This is a genomic window from Pseudomonas sp. PB105, from assembly GCF_009764655.1.
GTDB classification, from domain to species: domain Bacteria; phylum Pseudomonadota; class Gammaproteobacteria; order Pseudomonadales; family Pseudomonadaceae; genus Aquipseudomonas; species Aquipseudomonas cyclaminis.
The window spans coordinates 70,505-84,624 of sequence record NZ_RWIO01000044.1; the positions used below are offsets into that span (position 1 = coordinate 70,505).

Consider the following 14,120-nt stretch of genomic DNA (forward strand, 5'->3'; position numbering starts at 1 on the left):
GTATCAGTATTGCTCCCCCTCATCGCCTCGAATTTCAGCGGCGAGGGCCTGGGCGATCGCCTTGGCCTTAACGATACTCTCGTCGCTGTATACAAATGAAATTTGGCCACTGCGATAATCGAAATAGTATTCCTGCTGCGTGGTGGGAGAGGTCCAGTAAGCCGTTTGGTTACCGCTGATGGAGATCGTCGCTCCTGTCGTGGGATTAATGGCAGTCACTTCGTCCTGCAGCACGATGGTTGGGTCACTGGCACACAAGGCGCGCCACTCTTCAGGTTCTATTGCATTGCTTTCGGCACGGGCGATGTGGAGTTCATAGGCCATAAAAATATCCATCAGAAAAAAGGGAAAGATTCTTGAACTGCTAAGGCAGCCTAATACTTCCTTTAGCGTTTTGCCCTTCGATGTCTACGTCAACTTATCAATGACATACTGCTGAAACCACGCAGGCTGAGTGTCCGCCACAATATCGATATCCTCGCCTTCTGTAATCTCGGCAAGTTGCGCAAAGCTGGGCTCGCCGTCTTGCGAATTGTCAAAAATATAGGCCCGATTGGACAAGAGAATCGCCTCTGACAAGTTTTCCAAAGAGCGCTTATAACGAGATCGAATCTTTTCCGGTGGTACATCATGACCACCTATAGAGGCCCGGTAGGCAACCCGGGCAACGTTAATATCAGCATCTGCGGTAGCAACGTAATAAACGTATACCCGATAGCCGGCAGCTTTAGCCTGCCTTAACAACTCAATCTTGCTGCCGTCCGACATGACTGTCTCGAATGTAAAACTCACGCGTTCTTCAATCAGAGACACCCGAATAAAGTCAGAAAGAGCAGAAGCTATATAAGAGTCGATGTTGCGTGAAGCAAAAATGATCCGCTCACCCTTGGCGACCAGATCATCCAGTTTGGCGAGGGAATCGGGAAATTTTGAAAGCAGTGAATGACTGCGCAAAAACGTGATGGCACGCTCGGCGTAGCGGTATAACCCGAAGACGGCAAAGTCAAAAATACCCGTTTCACGAATGCCCAACTCAATCGCGTCAGGATTGATGTAGTTGACCAGCAAGTGCGCCGGGACTTTCGAGTTGAATGTGCTCTTTCCACTCCCGTTCGGGCCGGCGAACATACGGACACGGGGGGTGGTACTCAAGCCTGAATCTGCGCCTGGGCAGACCGACGGTCCAACAAGGATTTTTTGGTTTTCAAGCGAGTGCCTGCCTTGAGAGTGCCGTAGGTTTCCACAGGGCGGATAACCAAAGTCTCCGTATTGGAAACTTTAACCAACTGACCAGCGCGAACCACAAGCACGGACTCACCCTTGGAAAGGGCAACCTCGTAGGCATCCCTGAATGCTTTGGCCGCAATGGAGGGAATGCTCGATTCCTGGGCAAGGATCTGTGCTTCGGTAATTTGGGGCTTAACTTTTTTACGTGACATGCTGGTCTCCGGCTCAGGACAAGGGCTGATCAATGGCAATGAGCATAGATCACCTCAGGCGTCGAACGCTGGCTCGACTTTACCTCAATGTGTGTCCCATGTCCTGCTGTGGGCTGCCCAACACCCTCTAAGCGGCTTCGCACTCAAAACACCGACCACCCAATCCGCTCACTCAACAATTCCAACGCCCTGATCCCCGCCAGCGAGTTACCCGCCGCGTTCAACTCCGGCGACCACACGCACACCGTGAACTGCCCCGGCACCACTGCGACAATCCCGCCGCCGACCCCGCTCTTACCGGGCAACCCCACGCGATAGGCAAAATTGCCCGCCTCGTCATACAGCCCGCTGGTGGCCATGATCGAGTTGACTTGCTTGGTCTGGCGCGCCGTGAGGATCTGCTCGCCGCTGTGGGCGCTGGTGCCCTCGTTGGCCAGGAAGCTGAAGGCCTTGGCCAGGTCCAGGCAGCTCATCTGCAAGGCGCAGTAGTTGAAGTAGCTGTGCAGCACCGCGTCCACGTCGTTATGGAAGTTGCCGAAGGACTTCATCAGGTAGGCCATGGCCGCGTTGCGTGCGCCGTGCTGGGCTTCGGAGTCGGCGACAACTTTGTTGACCAGGATATGCGGGTTGCCCGACAGGCGCCGCACGAAGTCGCGCATCGACAGAATCGGCACGGCGAAGCGCGATTGGTTGATGTCGCAGATCACCAGTGCGCCAGCGTTGATGAAGGGATTGCGTGGCCGGCCGCGTTCGAATTCCAGCTGTACCAGGGAGTTGAACGGCTGCCCGGACGGCTCGTGGCCCAGGCGTTCCCAGATGCTTTCGCCGCCATGGTCGATGGCCTGCACCAGGCTGAACACCTTGGAAATGCTCTGCACCGAGAACAGCGTATCGGCATCACCGGCGCGGTAGGCCGAGCCGTCGTTGCCGTATACGGCGATGCCCAGTTGGTTGGCCGGTACATCGGCCAGCGCGGGAATGTAATCGGCAACTTTGCCGAGGCCGATCAGTGGGCGCACTTCGTCGAGGATCGACTCCAGCAGCGCCTGCATGTCTTGTCCGGTCATCTTGGTTTGGATCAGTGGTTGGCGGGGCGCGCAGGATACTTCAATGCGCGCGGAAGCCCCACACAATCTCCACCATCCGCTCGGCCACCACCCGATAAACCAGGATCAGCAACAGTTGCACGGCCAGGTGATAACGCAGCTGGGCCAACCCCGCCACAGGGCCGTGTCGCGCGCCTTCAAAAATGCGCCACATCCGACACCCGCTCATCCAGCACATCCCGCGCCAGCGCCCAGGCCTGGTCCTTGGACTCCACCACCAGCAACGGATAGCCCCAGGCCTTGCCGAACATCAGCGCAAACGGTTTGAGTGCCAGGCGTTTGGCGGCGCTGGGTTCTACCTGGATCATGCCTTTGACGAACGTGTGCAGCGCCTGTCGGTGCTTCTTCATCCAGATCGAGGCTTGCTTGCGCTGTTCATGGGAGTGTTCGTAGTCGTTTTCGTCCACGGCTTTTTCGTGCAGCAGCAGGAAGGATTGCTGCCGTGCCAACAGGTCTTCAAAGACCCGGAAGGCGTCCTCCGGCCCGCCTTGGTTCGGGGCATCGAAGACGATTTTGACTACAGGGAACGTTGTACTGTCGAGTCGCATGGCAAAGCTCCTTAATGAGAGTGAATCTCACTATAAGAAAGCCCGCGCTGGACGGCATTGCACAGAATAGCCAGACTATTTCGCAATTCGGCCAACTTTCGAGACCTGCCATGAAACACCTGCGCCTTGATCTGCACGACCCGCTGCTGGCCAAGGATGCCGATGTGGTTCAGCGCGCCGTGGTGGCCGTGGGCGCCAGCAGCGCGTCGGACACCTGGGAGCACACCCCGCACACCCATCGCAAGGGCCAGTTGATGTACACCCTGCGCGGGGTGATCCACTGTGAAATCGAGGCCGGGATATGGATCGTTCCGCCGCAATGCGCGCTATGGATTCCCGGTGGCGTGTCGCATTCGGCGCGGGGCAATGGCGAAGCCCATGTGTATTGCCTGCTGATCGACCCCGATGCCGCAGGCGCCCTGCCCGCGCAATGCTGCACGTTGGGCGTGTCGGGTCTGTTGCATGAGTTGATCAGCAAGGCGATCAGCTTCCCACAACTGTACGAGGTCGACGGCGCCCAGGGACGGTTGATCAACACGCTGTTGGATGAACTCGCCCAAGCCCCACTGGAAGCCCTGCACCTGCCGATGCCCCAGGACTCACGCTTGCGCCGCCTGGCCAATAGCCTGCTGGCCGACCCGGCCGACAAAGCCACCCTCGGCCAATGGGCCATGCGTATCGGCATGAGTGAACGCAGCATGACGCGCCTGTTGCTGGAGGAACTGGGCCTGAGTTTCGGCCGCTGGCGTCGGCAGTTGCATGTGATCCTGTCGTTGCAACGCCTGGCCACGGGCGACAGTGTGCAGCGGGTGGCTCTGGACCTGGGTTATGAAAACGCCAGCGGCTTTATCACCATGTTCCGCAAGACCGTAGGCCAGCCGCCGGCTCGCTATCTGGCGGATCGGGCCGCGATGAGCTGGCACGAATTCCCCAGCGGCCTGCCGCTGCTCGAAGCGCCGGACAATGGGTGAAAAACCATCCGCAGGACGCGGCGAAAGTGCTGGGACCGCTGTGGGGTAACCTGGATGTGGCCACGGTTGAAGCGGCAAACGCGCGCCGCAGCTATCAGGTGCAACCGGTGACGGTGGGTGACAGTTACAGATGAGCTGACTGATAAAACGCTATCGGGGGCAAGTCGAATCGTCGCACCGCCCCTCCCACAGTTGATCTCCACGGGTCTTTAGAGAAGGGTGCGGGCCAAGGCCTTTTTCCACTCTGCGTAACGGGCTGCCATCGCCGGATCATCCTGCGGCTCGAACCGCTCGCGCTGGCGCTCCAACTGCCCCAACGCTTGATCACTCGCCCAAATCCCCAACGCCCTGCCCGCCAGATGCGCTGCGCCCAACGCCGACACTTCCGGCGACAGGCTGCGCACCACCGGGCGTTGCAGCAGGTTGGCCAGGAACTGCATCAGCCAACGGTTGCGCGTGGCGCCGCCGTCCACCCACAGTTCCTTCAACGGGCTGCCGATGTCCTGCTGCATCGCTTCAAACACATCACGAATCTGATAACCGATGGACTCCAGCGACGCCCGCAGGATATGCGCGCCCGAGGTGGCTTCCGTCAGCCCGCAGATCAATCCACGTGCATCGGCTTTCCAATGCGGTGCGCCCAGACCCGACAGGGCCGGCACGAAGTACACGCCGCCATTGTCCGGCAGTTGCGCCGCTTGCTCGGTCAGGGCATCCAGGGATTCGCCGGCCACCAGCCGCGAGGCCCACTGCACGGCGGCGCCGGTGTGGACGATATTGCCTTCCATGCCGAAGGTCGGCCTGCCGCCGTCATGCCAGGCCAGGGTGGTCGACAGTCCATGGTTGGACGCAATCGGGCCGCTCATGGGCGTCATCAAGGATGAGCCGGTGCCGAGGGTGGCCTTGACCAGCCCCGGTGCAAAACCGCCCTGCCCGTACAGCGCGGCGTGGGAGTCGCCGATCATCGACATCACCGGGATGCCCGCAGGCAAGCCGCCCAACGCGACGGTTTCGGCGAAGAAACCGGCGCTGGGCTGGATCGGTGCCAGCGCCGCCAACGGAATGGCAAACAGGTCCAGCAACTCGGGATCCCAGGCGCAGGTGTGCAGGTTGAACAGCTGCGTGCGCGCCGCGTTGGAATAGTCGGTGGCAAACACCCGGCCGCCACTGAGTTTCCACAGCAGCCAACTGTCGACGGTGCCCAGGCAAATCTCACCCGCTGCGGCGCGGGCGTGGCCGTTGTCCAGGTTGTCGAGAATCCAGCGGAATTTGCCCGCCGAAAACATCGGGTCGAGGGCCAAGCCGGTTTTTTCGAGGATCAGCGCCTCATGCCCCTGCTCATGTAATTGGGTACACAACGCCATGGAGCGGCGGCATTGCCAACTGATGCACGGTGACAACGGCTCGCCGGTTCGCCGGTCCCAGGCCACCACGGATTCACGCTGGTTGCTGATCGCCACGGCGGTGATGGGCCGATCCACCTGGGCGAGGCATTCCTCCATCGCGGCCAGGGTGCTGTGCCAGATAAACAGCGGGTCCTGTTCGGAGAACCCGGCCTGGGGATGGCTGACGCTCAGTGGCCGCGAACCGCGAGCAATCACCTGCCCCAGTTCATTGACCAGCACCGCCTTGGCGTTGCTGGTGCCTTCGTCTATCGCCAGGATCAGCGGAGTGTTGTTAGTCATGGGTTCACCGCAACCGAGTGGCAGCCGCCACAATCCCAGCCGCGTCGATGTTATGCAAGGCGCGGGTCGGTTCACGGGCGCCGGCAGCGGCGTATTCGCCATCGCCGATGCCCAGGCGGATCAGGGCAATGCCCAACCCGGCTTCGGCCAGCACTTCGGCGACCAGGCTGCCGACGCCACCGTTGATATTGTGTTCTTCCACGCTGATCACCGCGCGGGTGCCGCTCAAGGCGCTGAGCAGTACCTCGCGCTGCAACGGCCGGATCGATGACAGGTTGATCACCTGCGCCTGGATGCCCTGCTCCGCCAGCAAGGCTGCGGCGTCCACGGCTTCATGCACCACCGAGCCCAACGCGACGATGCTCACATCCGCGCCCTGGCGCAGGATATCCACCTGACCGGGTTGGAAGTGGTAGTCGCCAGCGTGTACGTCCGGCAAGGCTTTACCGTCGAGACGGATATACACCGGGCCGTGGTAACGCAGCGCGTAATCGACAATCTGCCGACACTCGATGGCATCGGCCGGCGCGAAGATCTGCACATTGCCAAAGCCGCGCATCACCGAAATATCGTCGAGGCTGTGGTGGGTGCTGGCCAACGGGCCGTAGCTGGTACCGGCGTTCAGGCCGAACATTTTCACATTGGCCTGGTTGTAGCAGACGTCCACCTTGATCTGCTCATTGGCGCGGGAAATCAAAAACGGTGCCGCGTTGCAGGTGGCCGCAATCTTGCCACCCAGGGCCAACCCCGCCGCGACGCTGACCAAGGACTGCTCGGCAATCCCGACGTTGATCAAGCGCTCCGGGAAGCGCTGCACAAACGGGCCGATCTTGGCCGTGGACGTGGAGTCGCTGACCACTGGCACCACATCCAGCCCGGCGTCGACTGCGTCAATAAAGGCCTGCACCATGACGCTCGCCAAATGTTCACTCGCCATGGTTCAACTCCTCCAGTGCCGCATTGATTTCATCGCCCTTGGGCACGCGGTGGTGCCATTCGGGACGGGCTTCGATAAAGGACACGCCCTTGCCTTTGACGGTGTGGGCGATCAGCACCTGGGGCGCGCCGGTTCGGGTCTGCATGCGTTCCAGAGTGTCGATCAACTGGCCCACGTCGTTGCCATCGCACTCGCTGACGGTGAAGCCGAAGGCGGCCCATTTCACATCCAGCGGGTCGAGCGGCATGATCTCGGCGGTCAGGCCGGCCAGTTGCAGTTTGTTCTTGTCGACGATCACAAACAGGTTATCCAGCCCGTATTTGGCGGCCGCCATGGCGGCTTCCCAGTTGGAGCCTTCGGCGAGTTCGCCATCGCCGGTCAGCACATAGATGCGCTTTTTACTGCCGGACATCTTCGCCGCCAACGCCAGCCCCACCGCCACCGGCAAGCCGTGGCCGAGGGCGCCGGTGTTGAGTTCGATACCGGGGGTTTTCTGGCGCACCGGATGGCCCGGCAAGTGGGAGTTGAAGTGCTGGTAGGTGGGCAACCATTCGGTGGGGATATAGCCCGCCTGCGCCAGGCAGCAGTACAAACCGCCCACACCATGGCCCTTGCTCTGGATATAGATATCGCGCTCAGGGTCTTCGGTGCGTTCCGGGCCGGTATTGAGGATGCGGAAGTACAGGGTGGCGAGGATGTCGGTTTCCGACAGGTCCGCCCCGGTGTGGCCGCCGGCCGGTGAGTCGGCGTTGAGGCGGATCACATGACGGCGGATCAGGCGGGCCTGTTCCTTGATCTGGTGGGCGTCGTACTGGAAGGCATTCATGCAGCGGCTCCTGTGGGGCTGACCACGTGAGGTAAAAGCGTCCAAAGCTGTTTTGAATATTTATTCAGCAGTGACAATATATTTCTATTTAGACGCTGATCGTCTGTGCGGTCAAGTGAGCGATCCACGGAAAATCAAATAAATCTAAGAAACATCCCTCGGACAAACGGGCAAAATCCCACACCGGCGGGTCTACCCCGTGGCTTTGGCCGGGGTGAAAGCGCCGGTTTAGAGGCATACCTGAAAAATTAAGCGCTTGACTTTGCCACGGTGTCACTGGAATCTGAATTAACAGTCAGGCACGCATAAATATTCAAGGCGCCTGAAAGCACTCCAAAAAAAATAAATCAGGAGAACACTGTGGACGCCAAAGCTATTGTCCAGCACCCGGCCGAACTCAAGCCGCCACCCCGCCCACGGTTGGTGAAACTGCTCCCCAGCAATATCGGCGGCCCGCTGATCGGCCTTGTGCTGCTGGTGCTGGTCTTCTCCTTCAGTTCCGAATTCTTCTTCTCGTTGCGCAATGGCCTGAACATCCTTGATCAGGTCACGGTGCTGGGCATCCTGGCGATTGGCATGACGGCGGTGATCGTCATCGGCGGCATCGACCTGTCGGTAGGCTCGGTACTGGCCTTCTCGATGATGATGCTCGGCTGGCTTTATCAGGACCAGGCGGTGCCGCTGGGCTTTGCGATTCCGATCTCGATCGCCACCGGCATTCTCGCCGGGCTGGTGTCCGGGGGCTTGATTACCTACGCCAAGTTGCCGCCGTTTATCGCCACGCTGACCATGATGTCGGTGGCGCGTGGCCTGGCGAATATCCTCACCGAAGGCCGGCAGATCGTCGGTTACCCGGAGTGGTTCACCAGCCTGGCCACGGTGCGGCATTTCGGTTTTCTCTCGGCCACCGTCGGGCTGTTCCTGGTGATGTTGCTGGTGGCGTGGGTGTTCCTGCGCTTTCGTGCCGGTGGTCGCAATCTCTATGCCATGGGCGGCAGCCCGGAAGTGGCGCGGCTGTCCGGCATCAAGGTACGGGCGATTACCTTGTGGGTGTACGCCATCAGCGGTGCCCTCGCCGGGATCGCCGCCGTGACCTTGGCGGCGCGCCTGGACTCCTCGCAACCCAGTGCCGGCCTGAGCCTGGAACTGGACGCCATCGCCGCCGTGGTGATTGGCGGCGCCAGCCTCAGCGGCGGCGTCGGCAGCATCGGCGGCACCCTGGTGGGCGTGCTGATCATTGGCGTGTTGCGCAATGGTCTCAACCTGCTCGGCGTTTCCCCGTTTATCCAGCAAGTGGTGATCGGCGTGGTCATCGCCCTCGCCGTGACCATCGACACCCTGCGACGCCGTTCCAGCACTGCCCGTTAACCCTGTTCGACAGTTGACACCCTCCAACAATAAAACCAGGAGTCACCGACATGTTCAGCCCCAAGAAACTGCTTATCGCCACTGCTCTGGCGGCCGCGACCCTCACCGCCACCGGTACCACCTGGGCCAAGGACCTGACCATCGGCCTGGCCGTGGCGAACCTTCAGGCCGACTTCTTCAACCAGATCAAGCAATCGGTGGAAGCCGAGGGCAAGGCCAAGGGGATCAAGGTGATCACCGTGGACGCCCAGGGCAACTCCTCCACCCAGGTCAGCCAGATTGAAGACCTGATCACCCGCCAGATCGATGTGCTGATCTACATCCCGGCCGGTGCCACCGCGGCGGGTGTGCCGGTCAAAGCCGCCAAGGCCGCCAACATTCCGGTGATCGCCGTGGACCGCAACGCCCCCGACGCACCCGGCGATACCTTTATCGCCAGCGACAGCGTGGCCGGCGCCAAGACCCTCGCCGAATACGTGGGCAAGATCACCGACGGCAAGGGCCGCATCGCGATCCTGCAGGGCCAGCTCGGCACCACTCCGGAGAATGATCGCGCCAAGGGTTTCGAAGAAGGCCTCAAAGCCTTCCCGGACCTCAAGGTCGTGGCCCAGCAACCGGCCGAATGGGCCCAGGACAAAGGCTTCGCCGTGGCCCAGGACCTGCTCCAGCGTGACCCGAATATCACCGTATTCTTCGGCCGCGCCGATGCCATGGCCCTGGGTGCTGCCCAGGCAGTGAAGGTCGGCAACCTCGATCACAAGGTCGTAGTGGTCGGGTTTGACGGCGACGTGGCCGGGCTCAAGGCGGTCGAAAGCGGCGTGCTCAACGCCACCATGACCCAGCAGACCCAGAAAATGGGGCGCCTGGCCGTGGCCTCGGCAATTGACCTGAAGGCCGGCAAAGCCGTACCCAAGGAACAACTGCTGCCCACCGTGCTGACCACCAAAGAAAACGTCGCGCCGTTCCTGCAACAGCACCCGTAAGCCTTGGAGGTCGTCATGCAAGCAGCCGCTCTGGAGAGCAGCACCGATGCGGTGCTGTGCCTGCGCAATATCAGCAAGGCCTACGGCCCGGTGCAGGTGTTGTCCCAGGTCAATGTGGATATTCGTCCCGGTGAAGTGCTGGCCCTGCTCGGCGAGAACGGTGCCGGCAAGTCGACCTTGTCGTCGATCATCGCCGGCCTCGTGCAACCCGAAGCCGGGGGCAGCATGACCTGGCTCGGCGCGCCTTATGCACCCGCCTCGCCGGGCGCGGCGCTGGGCGCGGGTATCGGCCTGATCCACCAGGAAATCCGTCTGCTGCCGCAATTGTCGATCGCCGAGAACATCTTTGTCGGTCGCCTGCCCATGCGTCATGGGCGGGTCGACCGCGATTACATCGAGGCCCAGGCGCAGATCCAATTGGAACGCCTGGGGCTCAACGTGCCGGCGTCACGCAAGGTCGAAGGCCTAAGCGTGGCGGCCCAGCAATTGGTGGAAATCGCCAAGGCGCTGACGTTGAAGGCCAGCCTGCTGATTCTCGATGAACCGACCGCTGCGCTGGGCGCCGAAGAGACCGAGCTGCTGTTCAAGCAGGTCGAACGGCTGAAAGCCGAAGGCGTGTCGTTTATCTATATCAGCCATCGCCTGGAAGAAATCGCGCGTATCGCCGACCGCGTGCTGGTGCTGCGCGACGGGCGCCAGATCGCCCTGCACGCCACCGCACAAGTGCCGGTGCGCGAGCTGGTGGAACAGATGGTCGGGCGCAGCCTGGAGCGGATTTTCCCCGCCTTGCAGGCGCCGCAGGAGCAGGTGATGTTGCAGGTCAAAGACCTGACCTGCCGCGAATTCGCCCTGCACGGCATCGACTTCAGCGTGCGGGCCGGCGAAGTGTTCGGCATTGCCGGGGTGGTCGGCGCCGGACGTACAGAGCTGGTGCGCACCATTGCCGGTGCGGCCCTGGATATCCAGGGCCACATGGTGCTGGACGGCGAAGTCCGGCAGCTGCGCAGCCCGTTTGAAGCAATCCAGGCCGGCGTGGTGCTGGTGCCCGAAGACCGCAAGCAGCAAGGTGTGGTGGTGGAACATCGCATCGAAGACAACCTGGTCTACGGCAACACCGACCTGCTGGACAAACGCGGCTGGGTGCTCCCTGCCCCGCTGCGTGAATTTGCCCGCACGGCGGTGGCGCGGCTCGGCGTGAAAGGCGCGCCGCAGTCGCGGATTTCCAGCTTGTCCGGCGGTAACCAGCAGAAAGTGATCATTGCCAAGTGGCTGGCGCGCAATCCCAAGGTGTTCATTCTGGATGAGCCGACACGGGGCATCGACGTGGGTGCGCGGGCGGCGATCTATGAAGTGATTGCGGATCTGGCGGCCAAGGGCATGGCGGTGATTGTGGTGAGTTCCGACCTGGATGAGGTGCTGGGGCTTTCACATCGGGTGATGGTGATGAGCCGAGGCCGGCAGATGGGAATCCTGGAGCGCGGCGAGGCCACACCGGTTTCAGTCATGGAAATGGCCACCGCGTAACTAAAGTCCTACAGAGATTCAAATGTGGGAGGGGCTTGCCCCCGATGACAGTGGTTCAGTTACAGATGCATCAACTGACACTCCCTCATCGGGGGCAAGCCCCCTCCCACAGGGGTTCCACTGTGATTTCAAGATTGGAGTAATTCATGCAGCTTTTTAGTCTTCAGGGCCAAGTGGCCTTTGTCACCGGTGCCGGCAGCGGCATCGGCCAAGCGATTGCCGTTGGTCTAGCCGAAGCCGGTGCCGACGTGGCGTGTTTTGACCTGCCCGGCAGCCCCGGCATCGCCAGCACCGTCGAGCGCATCCAGGCCCTGGGCCGTCGCGCCCTGCCCCTGAGCGGCACCGTCACCGAGCGCGCCGCGCTGGATGCAGCGGTCGCGCGAACCGAGCATGAACTCGGCGAACTCAGCGTGGCCGTCAACTGCGCCGGCATCGCCAACGCCCAGGCCGCCGAGGACCTGGAACTGCAACGCTGGCAGACCACCCTGGACATCAACCTCACGGGCATCTTCCTGAGTTGCCAGGCCCAGGCCGCCGTGATGTTGCCGCGCGGCAAAGGCGCCATCGTCAATATCGCGTCCATGTCCGGCAGCATCGTCAACCGTGGCCTGCTGCAGGCGCACTACAACACCTCCAAGGCCGGGGTGATTCACCTGAGCAAAAGCCTGGCGATGGAATGGGCCGACAAGGGCCTGCGCGTGAATTGCATCAGCCCCGGCTACACCGCCACGCCGATGAACTCGCGCCCGGAAGTGGCCGACCAGGTGAAGATCTTTGAACAGACCACGCCCATGGGCCGCATGGCCAGCGTGGACGAAATGGTCGGCCCGGCGATCTTTCTGGTCAGCCAGGCCTCGTCTTTCTGCACCGGCGTCGACCTGTTGGTCGATGGCGGTTTTGTGTGCTGGTAGGAGTTGATCATGTCGCAACGATTCAGCGGTAAAACTGTAGTGATCACCGGCGCATGCCGTGGCATCGGCGCCGGGATTGCCGAGCGTTTCGCCCAGGAAGGCGCCAACCTGGTGCTGGCCTCCAACGACCTGGAGCGCGTGACCTTCACCGCCGAGCAACTGGCCGGGGAATACGGCGTGAACGCCCTCGCCCTCGGCATCGATGTCACCGACGAAAGCGATATCGAAAAGCTCTACCGCGAAGGCCACGCACGCTTCGGCAGCATTGACGTGTCGGTGCAGAACGCCGGCATCATCACCATCGACCACTACGACAAAATGCCCCGCGCAGACTTCGACAAGGTGCTGCAAGTCAACACCACCGGCGTGTGGCTGGGTTGCCGGGAAGCGGCCAAGTACATGGTCAAGCAAGGCAGCGGTCGGTTGATCAATACCTCGTCCGGCCAGGGTCGCCAGGGCTTTATCTACACGCCTCACTACGCCGCCAGCAAGATGGGCGTGATCGGCATCACCCAGAGCCTTTCGCTGGAGCTGGCGCCGCATAACATCACGGTCAATGCGTTTTGCCCCGGCATCATCGAAAGCGAGATGTGGGACTACAACGACCGCGTGTGGGGCGAGATCCTCAGCACCGACGAAAAGCGCTACGGCAAGGGCGAGTTGATGGCCGAATGGGTCAAGAACATCCCCCTGCGCCGTGCCGGCAAGCCCTCGGATGTGGCGGGCCTGGTCGCGTTCCTGGCCTCGGATGACGCGGCGTACCTGACCGGTCAGGCGATCAATATCGACGGCGGCCTGATCATGTCTTAAGGGTTTGGTATCCTCACCGACATTGTTTCACTCACTGAGGCCTTCATGAGCCAGATCGAAGAACAGCGCCTGATCACCAAGATCGCGAGCCTCTATTACGAAGAAGGGCTCAAGCAGTCCGAAATCTCCACGCAACTGGACCTGTCCCAGTCCTTTATCAGCCGCGCCCTGCGCCGGGCGCTGCAGGAAGGCGTCGTGAAGATCAGCGTGATGCGCCTGCAAGGCCTGCACCTGGAGCTGGAAACCCAACTGCAACGCCGCTACGGCGTGCGCCGGGTGATCGTGGTGGAAGCCACCGAGCCCGGCAATGACGAAAGCATCAAGCAAGCCATCGGCTCGGCCGCCGCCCACTACCTGGAAACCAGCCTGTCGCCCCAGGACCATATCGGTATTTCGTCGTGGAGCAGCACCATCCGCGCCATGGTCGGCCACCTGCATGCGCAGTCGGGCAAGCAAGGCGCCGAGGAAGTGGTGCAACTGCTGGGCGGCGTCGGCAACAAAGGCGCGTTCGAAGCCACGCTGCTGACCCAACGCCTGGCCACCCTGCTCAACTGCCCGGCGTATTTGCTGCCGTCCCAAAGCATCGAACAGTCGGTGCAGAGCAAGCAGCGCATCGTGCAGATGGAAGAGGTCAAGGAAGTGCTGCAACGCTTTGACAGCATCACCCTGGCGATTGTCGGCATCGGCGACCTGGAGCCCTCGCAATTGCTGCGCAACAGCGGCAACTACTACACCGAAGACATGCTGCGCCTGCTGGCCGAGCGCGGCGCGGTGGGTGATATCTGCCTGCGTTACTTCGATGCCCAGGGCAAACCGGTGCTGGAAGAAGATGAAGAATTCGTGGTGTCGGTGGCGCTGCCCAAACTGCGCAGCATCCACCGCGTGCTCGGCCTGGCCGGCGGGCTGAACAAGGTCCAGGCGATTCGCGGCGCGCTCAAGGGCGGCTACCTGGACATCCTGATCACCGACCTGGATACCGCACAGGCCCTCAACCAATAACCTTTTTTTGGAG

General features: G+C 61.5%; 16 protein-coding genes and 1 pseudogene. 8 read left to right on the plus strand and 9 right to left on the minus strand.

The window, feature by feature from the left end:
* Positions 1 to 3: 3 nt before the first annotated feature.
* The 6 genes from EJD88_RS11785 to EJD88_RS11810 all read right to left on the minus strand — a co-directional run bounded on the left by EJD88_RS11785 (position 4) and on the right by EJD88_RS11810 (position 3,093).
* Positions 4 to 324: a hypothetical protein gene (locus EJD88_RS11785; RefSeq protein WP_244643479.1), complete on the minus strand. Its 321-nt coding sequence runs from the start codon at positions 322 to 324 to the stop codon at positions 4 to 6.
* Between the two features lie 84 nt (positions 325 to 408).
* The gene (locus tag EJD88_RS11790; RefSeq protein WP_244643481.1) at positions 409 to 1,152 is read right to left on the minus strand and encodes a zeta toxin family protein; all 744 of its coding nucleotides are present in this window, start codon (positions 1,150 to 1,152) and stop codon (positions 409 to 411) included.
* Entirely contained in the window at positions 1,149 to 1,439 is a 291-nt protein-coding gene (locus tag EJD88_RS11795; protein WP_150762284.1) for a hypothetical protein, read from the minus strand. Before EJD88_RS11795 ends, EJD88_RS11790 begins: the two co-directional genes overlap by 4 nt.
* 143 nt (positions 1,440 to 1,582) lie before the next feature.
* On the minus strand, positions 1,583 to 2,491 hold the full coding sequence (gene glsB, locus EJD88_RS11800) for a glutaminase B (RefSeq protein WP_158878083.1): 909 nt from the start codon (positions 2,489 to 2,491) through the stop codon (positions 1,583 to 1,585).
* Between the two features lie 55 nt (positions 2,492 to 2,546).
* A complete protein-coding gene (locus tag EJD88_RS11805) occupies positions 2,547 to 2,699 on the minus strand; it encodes a hypothetical protein (RefSeq protein ID WP_158878033.1) in 153 nt (50 codons plus the stop codon).
* Positions 2,683 to 3,093, minus strand: coding sequence for a hypothetical protein (locus EJD88_RS11810; protein ID WP_099586937.1), 411 nt, complete (start codon positions 3,091 to 3,093; stop codon positions 2,683 to 2,685). The genes EJD88_RS11805 and EJD88_RS11810 overlap by 17 nt, the downstream gene beginning before the upstream one ends.
* Before the next feature lie 110 nt (positions 3,094 to 3,203).
* On the opposite strand from EJD88_RS11810, the gene EJD88_RS11815 reads away from it, so the two are divergent.
* On the plus strand, positions 3,204 to 4,064 hold the full coding sequence (locus tag EJD88_RS11815) for a helix-turn-helix domain-containing protein (RefSeq protein ID WP_158878034.1): 861 nt from the start codon (positions 3,204 to 3,206) through the stop codon (positions 4,062 to 4,064).
* A pseudogene (locus EJD88_RS11820) lies at positions 4,052 to 4,177 on the plus strand (ABC transporter substrate-binding protein); the annotation flags it as partial. The gene EJD88_RS11815 and the pseudogene EJD88_RS11820, both read left to right, overlap by 13 nt.
* A gap of 96 nt (positions 4,178 to 4,273) precedes the next feature.
* On the opposite strand, the gene EJD88_RS11825 reads toward EJD88_RS11820, so the two are convergent.
* From EJD88_RS11825 to EJD88_RS11835, 3 genes are read right to left on the minus strand one after another with little or no spacing between them, the layout of a single operon-like run.
* Positions 4,274 to 5,749 (minus strand): glycerol kinase GlpK, encoded by a 1,476-nt coding sequence (locus tag EJD88_RS11825; protein WP_158878035.1) that lies wholly within the window; start codon positions 5,747 to 5,749, stop codon positions 4,274 to 4,276.
* Positions 5,750 to 5,753: 4 nt separating this feature from the next.
* Positions 5,754 to 6,686: a transketolase family protein gene (locus EJD88_RS11830; RefSeq protein WP_099586940.1), complete on the minus strand. Its 933-nt coding sequence runs from the start codon at positions 6,684 to 6,686 to the stop codon at positions 5,754 to 5,756.
* Complete coding sequence (locus EJD88_RS11835) at positions 6,676 to 7,512, minus strand: transketolase (RefSeq protein WP_158878036.1); 837 nt, start codon at positions 7,510 to 7,512, stop codon at positions 6,676 to 6,678. The genes EJD88_RS11830 and EJD88_RS11835 overlap by 11 nt, the downstream gene beginning before the upstream one ends.
* Before the next feature lie 360 nt (positions 7,513 to 7,872).
* Here EJD88_RS11835 and EJD88_RS11840 point away from each other — a divergent pair, with 360 nt between their 5' ends.
* The 6 genes from EJD88_RS11840 to EJD88_RS11865 all read left to right on the plus strand — a co-directional run bounded on the left by EJD88_RS11840 (position 7,873) and on the right by EJD88_RS11865 (position 14,107).
* Positions 7,873 to 8,880: an ABC transporter permease gene (locus EJD88_RS11840; protein ID WP_158878037.1), complete on the plus strand. Its 1,008-nt coding sequence runs from the start codon at positions 7,873 to 7,875 to the stop codon at positions 8,878 to 8,880.
* A 50-nt stretch (positions 8,881 to 8,930) separates the two neighbouring features.
* On the plus strand, positions 8,931 to 9,863 hold the full coding sequence (locus tag EJD88_RS11845; RefSeq protein ID WP_112195817.1) for a sugar ABC transporter substrate-binding protein: 933 nt from the start codon (positions 8,931 to 8,933) through the stop codon (positions 9,861 to 9,863).
* A 15-nt stretch (positions 9,864 to 9,878) separates the two neighbouring features.
* On the plus strand, positions 9,879 to 11,387 hold the full coding sequence (locus EJD88_RS11850) for a sugar ABC transporter ATP-binding protein (RefSeq protein WP_158878038.1): 1,509 nt from the start codon (positions 9,879 to 9,881) through the stop codon (positions 11,385 to 11,387).
* A 146-nt stretch (positions 11,388 to 11,533) separates the two neighbouring features.
* Positions 11,534 to 12,298 (plus strand): SDR family oxidoreductase, encoded by a 765-nt coding sequence (locus tag EJD88_RS11855; protein WP_158878039.1) that lies wholly within the window; start codon positions 11,534 to 11,536, stop codon positions 12,296 to 12,298.
* A gap of 9 nt (positions 12,299 to 12,307) precedes the next feature.
* Positions 12,308 to 13,108, plus strand: coding sequence for an SDR family oxidoreductase (locus tag EJD88_RS11860; protein WP_099586946.1), 801 nt, complete (start codon positions 12,308 to 12,310; stop codon positions 13,106 to 13,108).
* A gap of 45 nt (positions 13,109 to 13,153) precedes the next feature.
* Positions 13,154 to 14,107, plus strand: a complete 954-nt coding sequence (locus EJD88_RS11865) for a sugar-binding transcriptional regulator (RefSeq protein ID WP_032889554.1) — start codon at positions 13,154 to 13,156, stop codon at positions 14,105 to 14,107.
* Positions 14,108 to 14,120: the final 13 nt, after the last annotated feature.

What these genes read in the sequence shown, in the direction of transcription:
- EJD88_RS11785 (WP_244643479.1), bottom strand. Translation starts at nt 324, where the DNA reads ATGGCCTATGAACTCCACATCGCCCGTGCCGAAAGCAATGCAATAGAA.
- EJD88_RS11795 (WP_150762284.1), bottom strand. Translation starts at nt 1,439, where the DNA reads ATGTCACGTAAAAAAGTTAAGCCCCAAATTACCGAAGCACAGATCCTT.
- glsB (WP_158878083.1), bottom strand. Translation starts at nt 2,491, where the DNA reads ATGCAGGCGCTGCTGGAGTCGATCCTCGACGAAGTGCGCCCACTGATC.
- EJD88_RS11805 (WP_158878033.1), bottom strand. Translation starts at nt 2,699, where the DNA reads ATGTGGCGCATTTTTGAAGGCGCGCGACACGGCCCTGTGGCGGGGTTG.
- EJD88_RS11810 (WP_099586937.1), bottom strand. Translation starts at nt 3,093, where the DNA reads ATGCGACTCGACAGTACAACGTTCCCTGTAGTCAAAATCGTCTTCGAT.
- EJD88_RS11815 (WP_158878034.1), top strand. Translation starts at nt 3,204, where the DNA reads ATGAAACACCTGCGCCTTGATCTGCACGACCCGCTGCTGGCCAAGGAT.
- EJD88_RS11825 (WP_158878035.1), bottom strand. Translation starts at nt 5,749, where the DNA reads ATGACTAACAACACTCCGCTGATCCTGGCGATAGACGAAGGCACCAGC.
- EJD88_RS11830 (WP_099586940.1), bottom strand. Translation starts at nt 6,686, where the DNA reads ATGGCGAGTGAACATTTGGCGAGCGTCATGGTGCAGGCCTTTATTGAC.
- EJD88_RS11835 (WP_158878036.1), bottom strand. Translation starts at nt 7,512, where the DNA reads ATGAATGCCTTCCAGTACGACGCCCACCAGATCAAGGAACAGGCCCGC.
- EJD88_RS11845 (WP_112195817.1), top strand. Translation starts at nt 8,931, where the DNA reads ATGTTCAGCCCCAAGAAACTGCTTATCGCCACTGCTCTGGCGGCCGCG.
- EJD88_RS11850 (WP_158878038.1), top strand. Translation starts at nt 9,879, where the DNA reads ATGCAAGCAGCCGCTCTGGAGAGCAGCACCGATGCGGTGCTGTGCCTG.
- EJD88_RS11855 (WP_158878039.1), top strand. Translation starts at nt 11,534, where the DNA reads ATGCAGCTTTTTAGTCTTCAGGGCCAAGTGGCCTTTGTCACCGGTGCC.
- EJD88_RS11860 (WP_099586946.1), top strand. Translation starts at nt 12,308, where the DNA reads ATGTCGCAACGATTCAGCGGTAAAACTGTAGTGATCACCGGCGCATGC.
- EJD88_RS11865 (WP_032889554.1), top strand. Translation starts at nt 13,154, where the DNA reads ATGAGCCAGATCGAAGAACAGCGCCTGATCACCAAGATCGCGAGCCTC.